The following is a 12,173-nucleotide window of genomic DNA, read 5'->3' as shown; positions in this document are numbered from 1 at the left end:
CGTTTTAATCTTTAATAATGCCACGGGCACGCAAAATAGCGGTTTTAAAGTCATCTTCATAATCTTTTTTTAAACCAGGGATCGCTTCATTGCTGTCCGAGCCACGCATTTTTAAATGATAAATCAGCACATCATCTGTTAACTCAGATAAACTGCCTTTAAAACCCGCTTCGTCAGCCAGTTTTTGCAATAATTCTACTAAGTTTAAATCTGAATTATCTTTCCAGACAGGGTGCAGAAGCTCAATAACTTCATTTAAGCGATGGCATTTCATGTTTATTCCTTTATCACGAATATTCGATACAAGTTACCAATAATCATACAAGAGAAAAAGCGAACTGTTGTCAATCTACGTAAAGTTTAACTGCAATACGCGGGAATATTCATTGATTTTATAGCAAAATAGAATAAATTTTAGTAATTACTATACTCGAAAGTGTTTTCTACGAATGTTGAAACATTTTCTTGAAGATATTCAAGGATATTGAACATGTCATTTCGTCAGTCAATAACCGGTGTCATACTTGCAGGCGGCCGAGGAAGCAGGATGGGTGGGCAAGATAAAGGCTTAGTTCCTTTACTCAGTAAACCACTCTACCAGTATATTTTAGCGCGTTTAAGCCCCCAAGTGGGCCAAGTCATTATCAATGCAAACCGCAATCAAGCGCGTTATCGAGAAAGCCAGTTGACCGTTATTTCTGATTTAAATAGTGATTTTTCTGGTCCACTCGCTGGAATGCAAGCTGCACTACACTATGCTAAGACAGAGTGGTTGCTATTTGTACCTTGTGACGTTCCTGATTTTCCACTTAATTTAGCTAAAAAAATGTTTAGTGAGAAAGGCACTCACCTTGCCTGCTATGCACAAGATAATGAGCGAGAGCATCCAACATTCGCTTTACTACACAACTCGCTTAAAACTCGCCTTGATGATTACCTTGCAAGAGGCGATCGCAAACTGATGCTATTTATGCGTGAAATCGACGCAAAAGGTATCATTTTCACGTCAGAGTCTGACACGTTTATTAATTTAAATACTCCGGAAGATAGCCGTCTATGGGAGCGGCAACGAAAATAGCCATGAATCAGAATACTCTACCTCTACTTGGCATTACCGCTTATAGCGGCACTGGCAAAACAACATTATTAAAAAAAGTGATCCCGTTACTTCGCAAACGTAATGTTCGCGTTGGTTTAATTAAACATACCCACCATGATATGGAAGTGGATAAACCGGGCAAAGACAGCTTTGAATTACGTAAGGCAGGTGCAGACCAAACGCTCGTTGCTAGTGAAAAACGTTGGGCGTTAATGACCGAAACCCCCGACGCTAATGAAATGGATCTACGCTATTTAGCCAGCCGTTTCGATCCAGCTTCGTTGGACTTGATCCTCGTTGAAGGGTTTAAACATGAGCCGATCGATAAAATCGCATTATTTCGTGCTGAAGTTGGCAAACCCCTCAATGAGTTAATCGATAACTATGTCGTTGCCATTGCCAGTAATGAAATCATTGAGACTCATGTGCCGCAATTAGATATCAATAACCCAGAGCAAATCGCTGATTACATTGTGTCTTGGTGGCAAAAAACAATCAAATAGGCACTATACTGCCATTCGTCATGTACAAAAGAGATTGGCTGAATTGAGCGTGTTAGTTCACATTTTCATACTTTGCTGTTTGAATAACCCAAAAAGTTTAATTACAGTACATGAAAATTAAGTTATTGGATTGTTACTGCACTTATCACGCAGGCAAAACCTGATTAGTCAATGAATTGTCATTGCGCTATCAGGTTTTTTTCGTTTTAGGGGAAACAAAATGCAGATCGCAAAAATTTTAAACAACAATGTGGTCGTTGCCCTAAATGAACAGCAGCAAGAAATTGTCGTTATGGGACGTGGGCTCGCCTTTCAAATGAAAGTTAATGACTTTGTCGATACTAAAAAAATAGAAAAAGTCTTTGAGTTACGTAGCCATGAATTAACAAGTCGGCTAAGTGAACTGTTGAGCCAAATACCAATTTCTGTCATGAAAGTCTGTGACAAGATAATTGAAAATGCGAAAAGTAAACTTGGCAATCTGCATGAAAGCTTATATATCGTTTTAACGGATCACTGCAATTATGCGATTGAAAGGCAGCAAAAAGGCCTAGCTATCACTAATACCATGTTATGGGAAATTCAACGGCTTTACCCAAAAGAGTACCAGTTGGGGTTAGAGTCATTGGCATTGATTAAACAAGATTTAGAGATTGAGTTACCCATCGATGAAGCTGGGTTTATCGCGTTACATTTCGTCAATGCACAGTTGACGGGTGAGATGCCAATTGTCATGGAAACGATGGCAATCATGAATGAAATCATGAACATCGTAAAATATTACCTTCAAATTGAATATCATGAAGACACGCTAAGTTACCAGCGATTTGTAACTCATTTGAAGTTTTTCACCCATCGAATGATGAGTAATGAGCCAGTTCCTAATGACGATATTGCGATGCATCTTGTCATCAAAGAAAATTATTCAACTTCTTGGAAATGTGCTGAAAAAGTCAGTACTTTTTTAGCTAAGAAATACCAACGCGACTTAACAGATGAAGAACGAATGTATTTAACAATTCATATAGAGCGAATTAGGAAAGAAAAATCGTCACATAAGTGACGCGAAGTAAGCCGAAAAACTATTTATTGATACAAACTGATAAAAACCGATGGATTGCTACTGCCCGTTGGCAGGCAAAACCTGATTTTCACTACTAGCCTTATTCGTGCTGGTGGTGAGTCAGGTTTTTTTTTGCTTATTTATCAATAGTAACGTGGCTTCTATTGTTCAGGTAATAAAGGAAATCAATATGAAATATCAAGCTTTGGCGGAGCAAATTATCGAAAACGTTGGAGGAAAAGATAACGTTGTCGATTTAATACATTGCGCGACACGCCTACGCTTTAAACTGAAAGAAAGTAAAAAAGCCAATGCAGAGCAATTAAAACAAAGTCCAGAGGTTATTACCGTAGTTGAAAGCGGCGGTCAATTTCAAGTCGTCATCGGTAACCACGTTAACGAGGTTTTTAACGCAGTTAATCAGTTAATTGATACAACTTCAAACTCAATAAATCAGCCCCAAAAAGCGGAAAAAAAAGTGGTAAAACAAGATAAAGAAAGCCTACTAGGCTACTTTATTGATATTGTCTCCAGCATCTTTACGCCTATTTTAGGCATCATGGCCGCTTCAGGTATTTTAAAAGGGTTACTTTCATTAGCAGACGCATTAGGTTGGCTATCCACAAGCAGTGGCACTTATCAAATCTGGTTTGCAGCAAGTGACTCTTTATTCTATTTTTTCCCACTGGTACTCGGCTACACCGCAGGGAAAAAATTTGGTGGAAGCCCATTTGTTACCATGACGATTGGTGGTGCACTCATTCACCCAATGATGATTACCGCTTTTCAGCAAAGTCTCGTTGCGGGTTCCACACCTGAATATTTTTTGGGGATCCCTGTCACCTTTATTAACTATGCAGCATCTGTCATTCCGATTATTTTTGCCTCTTGGTTAAGCTGCCTGCTTGAAAAGCGACTAAACCAAATTTTACCTTCTGCAATGAAGAATTTTATTGCACCTTTTCTGTGCTTACTCATTATTGTTCCACTCACCTTCCTTGTTATTGGGCCTTTAGCAACATGGATAAGCATGTTAATTGCGGAGAGTTTCCAAACTATTTATAACTTTGCCCCAGTTATCGCAGGTGCTTTCATGGGAGCCGTTTGGCAAATATGCGTTATTTTCGGCTTACATTGGGGAATTGTCCCTATTGCTATTAATAATTTAAGTGCCCTAGGGCACGATGCGCTATTCCCTTTATTACTTCCTGCTGTAGCTGGGCAAATTGGCGCCACTTTAGGTGTTCTATTAGCAACAAAAAATGCAAAAATGAAAATTATGGCAGGCTCTTCCGTCACAGCTGGCTTATTTGGTATCACTGAGCCTGCTGTCTACGGTGTGACTCTTCCTCTGCGCCGACCTTTTATTTTTGGCTGTATTGGTGGTGGTATTGGTGGCGCAATTGTTGGCTATAGCCAAACTCTGACATTCTCATTTGGGTTGATTAATATTTTCACTTTTGCACAAATCATCCCAGAACATGGTGTTGATAATACTGTTTGGGGAGCCATTATTGGTACAACGCTCTCTTTCTTATTTGCCGCTATTGCAACCCGTTTCTTTGGTATTAAAAAGGAAGCGATATCCCCTGAAATATCGGTTAAAACTGAAATTACTTCGACCCCCAATGACGTTCTTGCCCCATTGAGCGGTGCTGCTATCTCATTAAAAGATACTCCAGATGAAACTTTTGCAAGTGGCTTACTTGGACAAGGCGCGGCCATTATTCCAAATACTGGAGAAGTATATGCGCCATTCGATGGTGAAGTGAGCTCATTATTTAAAACTGGCCATGCATTAGGGCTGTTGAGTCAAAGCGGTATTGAACTGCTCATCCATGTGGGGATCGATACTGTGAAATTAGATGGGCTTCATTTTTCACCTCAAATTAAACAAGGTGACGTTTTCAAAACAGGTGATTTATTACTGACATTTGACCGAGAAAAAATTCTCGAGGCTGGGTATGACTTAACAACCCCTGTCATTATTAGCAACAGTGATGATTATACGTCAATCGAGTTCGTTGAGCTTAATAAATCAATTCAAAGCTGTCAGAAATTTATCACCGTTAACCACAAATAAGGAGCTAAGCATGATTAAATTTCCAAATTCATTTTTATGGGGTGGCGCAATCGCAGCCAATCAAGCTGAAGGTGCTTATTTAACTGCGGGTAAAGGGCTCAGCACATCCGATGTTCAACCTCATGGCATATTTGGTTCATTAATTGAAAGAACACAAAATGAGAGTTTTATTAAAGATATTGCCATCGATTTTTATCACCAATATAAAACCGATATCGCACTTTTCGCTGAAATGGGTTTCACCTGCTTACGAACCTCGATTGCATGGAGCCGTATATTTCCACTTGGTGACGAATTAACGGCCAATGAAGAAGGCCTCGCTTTTTATGATAATTTATTTGATGAAATGGCGAAATATAATATTCAACCTGTTATTACCTTATCCCATTATGAAATGCCCTATCACTTAGTGACACAATATGGTGGTTGGGGAAATCGTAAAACAATTGAGTTTTTCGAACGTTATGCACGCACCGTCTTTGAACGTTATAAAAATAAGGTCAAACTATGGCTGACGTTCAATGAGATTAATATGTCACTACATGCACCAATGACTGGTGTAGGCCTACCTGAAAATAGTTCTCCTTCAGAGGTTTACCAAGCGATTCACCACCAACTTGTCGCCAGTGCAAGGGTCACTAAAGCCTGCCATAGCATTATCCCTGATGCTAAAATCGGTAACATGTTATTAGGAGGTCTCGTTTATCCATTAACTTGTAAGCCTGATGATGTGTGGGAAACCATGATAGAGAATCGCAAATGGCTGTTTTTTGGTGATGTACAATGCAGAGGCCAATACCCAGGTTATATGCTGCGTTATTTTAGAGATAACCAAATTAATATTACAATAACAGAAGAAGATAAACGTGACTTACAAAATACCGTGGACTTTATCTCATTCAGTTATTATATGACTGGTTGTATTACCGCAGATAAAGATGAATATGAGAAAAAACGCGGAAATATCCTTAGTATGGTGCCAAACCCTCATTTAGAAAGTTCAGAATGGGGATGGCAAATAGATCCAAAAGGAATTAGAACACTATTAAATTTATTATGGGATAGATACCAAAAACCTTTATTCATTGTCGAAAATGGTCTAGGTGCAGTAGATGAAATAACCTCTGATGGCCATATTAATGATGACTATCGTATTCAATATATTAATGATGACTATCGTATTCAATATATTAATGACCATTTAGTTCAAATCCATGAAGCTATTGAAGATGGTGTTAATATTATGGGTTATACCAGTTGGGGGCCTATCGATATTGTCAGTGCATCCAATGCAGAGATGTCAAAACGTTATGGATTTATCTATGTTGACCGTGATAACCAAGGTAACGGCTCTCTCGAAAGAAAACGTAAAAAAAGTTTCTATTGGTACCAAGGTATTATCAAGAGCCAAGGAGAATTATTAAATCAATAGAATAAATATCCAAATATAATAATACTTTCTCGGGGTAATTTATTTATCTCGAGAGCCCTTATATTAAAAATAAAGCCGCATGAGCCCATTTTCTATTATTGGGTTAAAGCAAACTATTGCTAATAGGTTATATCGGACATGAATAAAAAATTATTATTCTCTTTGTTATTTTTAACATTGCCTGCTATTGCTAATGAACAACAATGGAATGGAACTGTTTTAGGCTTTGAACCCGCATCTAAAGGAATATTCGGTGATATGTTGGGCATACGTCCTATATTATCCGACCACGGTTTTTCATTTCACAGTAATTATTTGAGCCAAATCGCCTATAATGCAAGGGGCGGTTATAATAATGATAAACATACTGCTTATATAGACCAATTTGCTTTCACATTCACACAAGATCTTGAACGTTGGACAGGTATTCCCGATGCTCGTATCGAAGGAAATATTGTCAATCGTAACCATGAAGACAATCTAACAATTAAGCGCCTGCAAGACCCTCGAGTACCTAATAACGACCTTGCACAAGAAAGCTATGGGGGCGGCTCCGTAACGCGGTTAGGTTGGCTTACTTTTGCTCGCAGTTTTGATGATCGCCGACTAACTTGGCGTATTGGGATGATGAATAAAGTACAAGAGTTTGACCAAATTATCCCTTGTGATTTTCAACTACTTAGCCAATGTGGTGGAAAATCAGCCAACGCCCTGACATGGAGCAATTGGAATATTCATACTTGGGGAACGACCGTTAGCTATAAAATCACCCCTGAGATTACCATCAAAACAGGAATTATGGAGCAGAATCCTCAAGCGACGGATAGAAGCCATGCGTGGAGTTGGTCAACCAAAGGCAGTAAAGGTATTTTATTACCCTTAGAAGTTGAAAATCGCACTTTCGTCAATGGGTTGCCTGGTGCCTATAACTTAGGATTATTATATACCAATGCCAAACAGCATGATCTGTATAAAGATAAAAGCTATAACAACACATGGTTTGTCTATGGTGGAATGAACCAACAATTAACTCGCTATCAAGATGATGAAAATCGAGGTTTAAGTTTATCTGTCAGTGGCAGTTATCATGATGAGCGCAGTAATTTCATGAATTATGTTGTTTCAAGTTCCCTTCGCTACCGCGGGGCATTTGATGCAAGGCCTGAAGACTGGATTGGTCTCGGTATCTCGTATATTGAGCTCAGCGACCACTTTGCGAAAAACCAAAAAATACAAAATGAACAGCTCGGGATCACCAATTATAATGACCCGTTATATCACCCTATTACTTCAAACGCGTTAAATGCAGAACTCTATTATCGTTTTAAACCTGTTTATTGGCTGGAACTCCAACCAAGTGTGCAATATTGGCATCAACCAGGCGGTGTCCAGAAAACATCGGATGCATGGGTTTTGGGATTAAAAACGGTTTTAACGTTTTAAATAATATTACTGTGTATTTATCGGTATTGATAAAGGGAATTTTCCATTCCCTTTATCGCCAATTAACATATTAATTAGCATTCAGCTCATTGTTTTTTTACTATAGCTAAATTATCTTTGCTGTTTTTCTCACTCAATAACATTAAGCAGACAACTTCATGACCCGCACTCAGCGCCTACTCACGTTATTACAGATACTCAAAGAGAATCGCTATCCTATTACCGCTGAAGCACTTTCATCACAACTGCAAGTCAGCGTGCGTTCTATCTATCGAGATATTGAATCCCTACGAGACCAAGGTGCTGAAATTGTCGGGGAAGCCGGTATTGGCTACCAATTAAAAACGGGTCTATTACTACCGCCTTTAGCTTTCGATGAAAATGAACTTGAAGCCTTAATATTAGGTTTACGTTGGGTAAAAAGTAATGCAGATAGTGAACTAAAAAACTCCGCAATACGGGCGATAAGTAAGATTAACTCCGTGGTGGCAGGTCATTCACAGAAAATTCTAAATCAAAATACCTTATTTGCTCCTACCACACATTTCTATGAAATTAACGATATCATCGTTAAAGACTTACGTTTAAGTTTACGAGAAGAATGCAAAGCCAAAATGACTTATCTTGATGGACAAAACCAGCCTAGTGAACGAATTATTTGGCCAATTGCAATTGGTTATATGAAAGATTCACAAGTACTGGCTGCTTGGTGTGAATTACGGAAAAGTTATCGCCATTTTCGTTTAGACCGCATTCAATCTTATTGTGCTCTTACTGACAAACTCCCTTATCCAAAAAACTACCTGCTAGAACGCTGGCAAAAAGAAGTATTGTGCGTCTCTCCTGACAATTTCTGACACTCAACTCCCTTATAGTAAGTGCTCAACTTCATATAAGGAAATCACCATGAGCGAACTGGTTCTTTTTACTAATTCAATGTCACGTGGCAACACGGTCGACCTACTATTAAAAATTTTAGATGTTCCTTACAAGCGTATTGAATTAGGTTATGGTGCAGATATGCATACGGCTGAATATCTTGCAATTAATCCGATGGCGAAAGTTCCCGCACTTGTTGATGGTGATGCGATTGTGACGGAAACGGCGGCGATTTGTCTCTATCTAGCCGATAAATTTATTGAAAAAGGCTTAGCGCCTGCATTGAATGCCCCTAAACGTGCAGATTATTATCGCTGGTTCCTATTTACTGCAGGGCCCATTGAATCTGCATTCACTATCAATAACTTAGGTATTCGATTAGATGAAGAGCAGCAAAAATCTTCTGGTTTTGGTTCTGTCGAACGCACCATGGCTTGCTTAGAAATCGGCTTAAATAACGCTAAACCGTTTATTTGTGGTGAGCAATTTACCGCAGTGGATGTGTATGTCGGGGCGTTTGTCATGTTTTTAGTCAAATACCAAATCATGGAAACGACTCCTGCGATGAAAAAATACCTTGATAGCTTAGCAGTCATTCCTGCGATTGCAGAGCTGTTGGCAAAATAATACAAAAAAAGCTAAGTTCAGATGAACTTAGCTTTTAATTTTAGATAACCAATGCTTAACGCATTGTCACAAATTCTTCTGCCGCTGTTGGGTGAATAGCCACCGTATTATCAAAGTCTTTTTTGGTTGCACCCATTTTTAATGCAACCGCAAAACCTTGTAGGATTTCATCCATTCCGAAACCAATACCATGGATGCCAACGATTTTTTCATCTTCACCAACACAAACTAATTTCATACGGCAAGGTTGACGGTGTGAAGTGACGGCGGTATACATTGCAGTGAAAGATGATTTATAACATTTCACTTTATCAGCACCATATTTTTCAATCGCTTCAGGTTCAGTTAAACCAACAGTGCCAATTGGTGGGTGCGAGAATACCACCGTTGGGATATTACTGTAATCTAAGTGTTCATCCGGTTTATTATTAAATAAACGTTCAGATAAACGACGACCAGCCGCAACCGCTACAGGAGTTAACTCAACCGCGCCAGTGTTATCACCAACCGCATAAACACCCGGCACATTGGTGTTCTGGTATTTATCAACCTTGATATAGCCTTTTTCATTCAGTGCGACGCCTGTTGCTTCAATATTCAGGTTATCTGTCATTGGTTCACGACCAATAGCCCAAATTAATGCATCGACCGTTTGTTCTTGGCCATTTTCCAGTTTTAATGTTAGTGAGCCATCTGCATTTTTCACGACTTCTTTTGGAATTGATTCCGTATGCAGTTTAGGGCCTTCGGTATTCATGACTTCCACTAATGTTTCGACAATCAGCGGGTCAAATGAGCGCAGCGGGGCGTGTTTGCGCACAAATAAATGCGCCTCTGCACCTAAACCATTTAATACACCGGCGAGTTCAACGGCAATATAACCGGCACCCACAACCGCAACACGTTTTGGTAATGCTTCAAGTTCAAAGAAACCGTCAGAAGTCATACCATATTCTGCACCTGGGATAGCAGGGATCACTGGGCGGCCACCCGTCGCAATCAAAATATGGTCTGCGGTGTAGGTTTCACCATTTACTTCAACAGTGTGTGCATCAATAAAACGCGCAAAACCATTGATGACATCAACTTTATTATTACCTAAGACACGGTCATAAGACTGGTGAATGCGGTCAATATAAGCAGTACGACTATCAATAAGTGTTTTCCAATCAAAACGATTAATTGTCGCATCAAAACCATAATCAGGACCATAATTGCGAATAGCTTCTGAGATTTGTGCTGCATGCCACATCACCTTTTTCGGTACGCAGCCCACGTTAACACAAGTCCCACCTAATGCTTTCGCCTCAATTAAGGCACATTTTTGCCCATACATTGCTGCACGGTTCATCGACGCAATACCACCGCTTCCGCCACCAATTGCGATATAGTCGTAATGTTTGCTCATAATTTGGTTATTCCCATTGATTGAATGATTTATGAATGCATTTTCTCGCATCATGCTATTGATTGTCATGGCATAAATAGCGCTTTACGATAGATAACACCTGTTAATTTAATCGGTATTACCTATCAAAAATACAGTTTACTCTGGAACAATCCACTCAACTAACGTATGTCCAGTCCCTTCAGGGACGAGTGTTTTGTGTAACCACGGCAGCACATTCTTCATTTGCTGCTCAAGTTTCCAAGGTGGGTTGATAACAATCATACCGGATGCCGTCATTCCACGTTGATCGCTATCAGGACGTACCGCCAATTCAATTTGTAGTATTTTTCGAATGCCTGTTGCTTCTAATTGATTGACCATACGCTTAATTTGTTGACGCAATACAACAGGATACCAAATTGCATATGTTCCTGTTGCAAAGCGTTTATAGCCTTCCACCACCCCTTTCACGACCGCTTCATAATCCGTCTTCATCTCATAAGGTGGGTCCATTAGCGCAAAGCCACGTCGACTCTGTGGGGGTAATTTAGATTTCAGTTGTTGATAACCATCTTCTCTGAAAACCTGCGCGCGGTTATCCCGTGAAAATTCCGTACGTAATAATGGATAATCGCTCGAATGTAATTCAGTTAATACCAGCTTATCGTGTTCACGTAATAAATATTTTGCCAATAATGGTGAACCTGGATAATAGCGTAAACGCCCATTATCATTCAGCTGGCGCACAATATTCATATACGGCAATAATTCCTCAGGTAAATCCGGTTGCTCCCAAATACGCGCAATCCCTTCAAGATATTCACCTGTTTTTTCCGCATGTTCCCCCGTTAATTGGTAACGGCCCGCACCTGAGTGCGTATCTATATACAGAAATGGTTTTTCTTTCTCTTTCAGAGATTCAATGATCAAGCTCTGTACCGTGTGTTTTAGCACATCGGCATGGTTGCCTGCGTGAAAGCTGTGACGATAACTTAACATGTAACGTTTATTTCCTGAGGAAATTCAATATTAGCCACTAAGATGACTATTATTAAATAGGTTCTTTAAAGATAGCCTTTTTGAACAAAAAATAGACCGGATTTATTCTTCCGCCTCATTATAGCTAAATTTAGCAACAAATGTCATAACCATAGTCATGCTAAAATTCACATGACCAGAATGAAAGAAAACGCTATCCTAAACACAAATTTAAAAATAAACAGAGGTAAATTATGAATAAGTTACTTATCACCACCAGCGCTTGTGTTTTATTTTTTGCTAGCTCATCGGCAATGGCAGCAAAAACACAAAACGGCTGCGAAATAAAAAAACAACGCATCGAAGAACAAATCAATTACGCTAAGCAACATGGAAATCAGCATCGAGTAAGAGGCTTAGAAGAAGCATTAGATAATGTGAATCGTTATTGTACGCCGGAATCTTTATACCGTGATAGCCAAAAAGAGGTAGCAGAGAAAACAGAAAAAGTGCAAGAACGTGAAGCTGAATTACAAGAAGAAAAACTAGAGGGCAATGACCGTAGCAAAATTGAAAAGCGCGAGAGAAAATTAGCAGAAGCACAAGCTGAATTAAAAGAGGCCCAAGCTGAGCTGAAAGTTTATAAAGATGCGCTTTAGCCTATCGCCCCTTTTCC

General features: G+C 39.4%; 12 protein-coding genes. 9 read left to right on the top strand and 3 right to left on the bottom strand.

The genetic code is table 11. From position 1 onward, the window contains the following. Window positions 1-4: 4 nt before the first annotated feature. Window positions 5-274 carry a YihD family protein gene (locus tag FVA69_RS01475; protein WP_004262581.1) on the bottom strand — a complete coding sequence of 90 codons (270 nt, stop codon included), beginning with the start codon at window positions 272-274 and terminating at the stop codon, window positions 5-7. A 216-nt stretch (window positions 275-490) separates the two neighbouring features. Here FVA69_RS01475 and mobA point away from each other — a divergent pair, with 216 nt between their 5' ends. From mobA to FVA69_RS01435, 8 genes are all read left to right on the top strand, one after another. Next, window positions 491-1,078 (top strand): molybdenum cofactor guanylyltransferase MobA, encoded by a 588-nt coding sequence (mobA, locus tag FVA69_RS01470; protein WP_004265977.1) that lies wholly within the window; start codon window positions 491-493, stop codon window positions 1,076-1,078. 2 nt (window positions 1,079-1,080) lie between these two features. After that, window positions 1,081-1,602 carry a molybdopterin-guanine dinucleotide biosynthesis protein MobB gene (gene mobB, locus FVA69_RS01465; protein ID WP_164528291.1) on the top strand — a complete coding sequence of 174 codons (522 nt, stop codon included), beginning with the start codon at window positions 1,081-1,083 and terminating at the stop codon, window positions 1,600-1,602. A 220-nt stretch (window positions 1,603-1,822) separates the two neighbouring features. Further along, complete coding sequence (gene licT, locus FVA69_RS01460; protein ID WP_115166414.1) at window positions 1,823-2,665, top strand: BglG family transcription antiterminator LicT; 843 nt, start codon at window positions 1,823-1,825, stop codon at window positions 2,663-2,665. A 190-nt stretch (window positions 2,666-2,855) separates the two neighbouring features. Then, window positions 2,856-4,748: a PTS beta-glucoside transporter subunit IIABC gene (gene bglF / locus FVA69_RS01455; protein WP_164528290.1), complete on the top strand. Its 1,893-nt coding sequence runs from the start codon at window positions 2,856-2,858 to the stop codon at window positions 4,746-4,748. Window positions 4,749-4,758: 10 nt separating this feature from the next. Then, complete coding sequence (locus FVA69_RS01450) at window positions 4,759-6,180, top strand: glycoside hydrolase family 1 protein (RefSeq protein ID WP_164528289.1); 1,422 nt, start codon at window positions 4,759-4,761, stop codon at window positions 6,178-6,180. A gap of 138 nt (window positions 6,181-6,318) precedes the next feature. Further along, complete coding sequence (locus FVA69_RS01445) at window positions 6,319-7,623, top strand: carbohydrate porin (protein WP_164528288.1); 1,305 nt, start codon at window positions 6,319-6,321, stop codon at window positions 7,621-7,623. A 158-nt stretch (window positions 7,624-7,781) separates the two neighbouring features. Beyond that, a complete protein-coding gene (locus tag FVA69_RS01440) occupies window positions 7,782-8,480 on the top strand; it encodes a helix-turn-helix transcriptional regulator (protein ID WP_109912894.1) in 699 nt (232 codons plus the stop codon). Between the two features lie 49 nt (window positions 8,481-8,529). Beyond that, window positions 8,530-9,129: a glutathione S-transferase family protein gene (locus FVA69_RS01435; RefSeq protein ID WP_164528287.1), complete on the top strand. Its 600-nt coding sequence runs from the start codon at window positions 8,530-8,532 to the stop codon at window positions 9,127-9,129. A gap of 55 nt (window positions 9,130-9,184) precedes the next feature. Here the strand turns inward: FVA69_RS01435 and gorA are convergent, their stop codons facing one another. Further along, window positions 9,185-10,537, bottom strand: a complete 1,353-nt coding sequence (gene gorA, locus FVA69_RS01430) for a glutathione-disulfide reductase (protein ID WP_004266020.1) — start codon at window positions 10,535-10,537, stop codon at window positions 9,185-9,187. 138 nt (window positions 10,538-10,675) lie between these two features. Next, window positions 10,676-11,518: a 23S rRNA (adenine(2030)-N(6))-methyltransferase RlmJ gene (locus tag FVA69_RS01425; protein ID WP_004266023.1), complete on the bottom strand. Its 843-nt coding sequence runs from the start codon at window positions 11,516-11,518 to the stop codon at window positions 10,676-10,678. A 233-nt stretch (window positions 11,519-11,751) separates the two neighbouring features. Between FVA69_RS01425 and FVA69_RS01420 the strand changes: the two genes are divergently transcribed. Beyond that, window positions 11,752-12,156 carry a DUF1090 domain-containing protein gene (locus FVA69_RS01420; RefSeq protein WP_004266026.1) on the top strand — a complete coding sequence of 135 codons (405 nt, stop codon included), beginning with the start codon at window positions 11,752-11,754 and terminating at the stop codon, window positions 12,154-12,156. Window positions 12,157-12,173 lie beyond the last annotated feature (17 nt).

The organism is Providencia sp. PROV004 (genome assembly GCF_011045615.1).
In the GTDB taxonomy this organism is placed as follows: domain Bacteria; phylum Pseudomonadota; class Gammaproteobacteria; order Enterobacterales; family Enterobacteriaceae; genus Providencia; species Providencia rettgeri.
This window is presented reverse-complemented; position numbering and strand designations above follow the sequence as displayed.

Excerpts from the sequence above, each read along its gene's own strand:
- FVA69_RS01420 (WP_004266026.1), top strand. The coding sequence starts at position 11,752 with ATGAATAAGTTACTTATCACCACCAGCGCTTGTGTTTTATTTTTTGCT.
- gorA (WP_004266020.1), bottom strand. The coding sequence starts at position 10,537 with ATGAGCAAACATTACGACTATATCGCAATTGGTGGCGGAAGCGGTGGT.
- FVA69_RS01445 (WP_164528288.1), top strand. The coding sequence starts at position 6,319 with ATGAATAAAAAATTATTATTCTCTTTGTTATTTTTAACATTGCCTGCT.
- FVA69_RS01435 (WP_164528287.1), top strand. The coding sequence starts at position 8,530 with ATGAGCGAACTGGTTCTTTTTACTAATTCAATGTCACGTGGCAACACG.
- FVA69_RS01450 (WP_164528289.1), top strand. The coding sequence starts at position 4,759 with ATGATTAAATTTCCAAATTCATTTTTATGGGGTGGCGCAATCGCAGCC.
- bglF (WP_164528290.1), top strand. The coding sequence starts at position 2,856 with ATGAAATATCAAGCTTTGGCGGAGCAAATTATCGAAAACGTTGGAGGA.
- mobB (WP_164528291.1), top strand. The coding sequence starts at position 1,081 with ATGAATCAGAATACTCTACCTCTACTTGGCATTACCGCTTATAGCGGC.
- FVA69_RS01475 (WP_004262581.1), bottom strand. The coding sequence starts at position 274 with ATGAAATGCCATCGCTTAAATGAAGTTATTGAGCTTCTGCACCCTGTC.
- licT (WP_115166414.1), top strand. The coding sequence starts at position 1,823 with ATGCAGATCGCAAAAATTTTAAACAACAATGTGGTCGTTGCCCTAAAT.
- FVA69_RS01425 (WP_004266023.1), bottom strand. The coding sequence starts at position 11,518 with ATGTTAAGTTATCGTCACAGCTTTCACGCAGGCAACCATGCCGATGTG.
- FVA69_RS01440 (WP_109912894.1), top strand. The coding sequence starts at position 7,782 with ATGACCCGCACTCAGCGCCTACTCACGTTATTACAGATACTCAAAGAG.
- mobA (WP_004265977.1), top strand. The coding sequence starts at position 491 with ATGTCATTTCGTCAGTCAATAACCGGTGTCATACTTGCAGGCGGCCGA.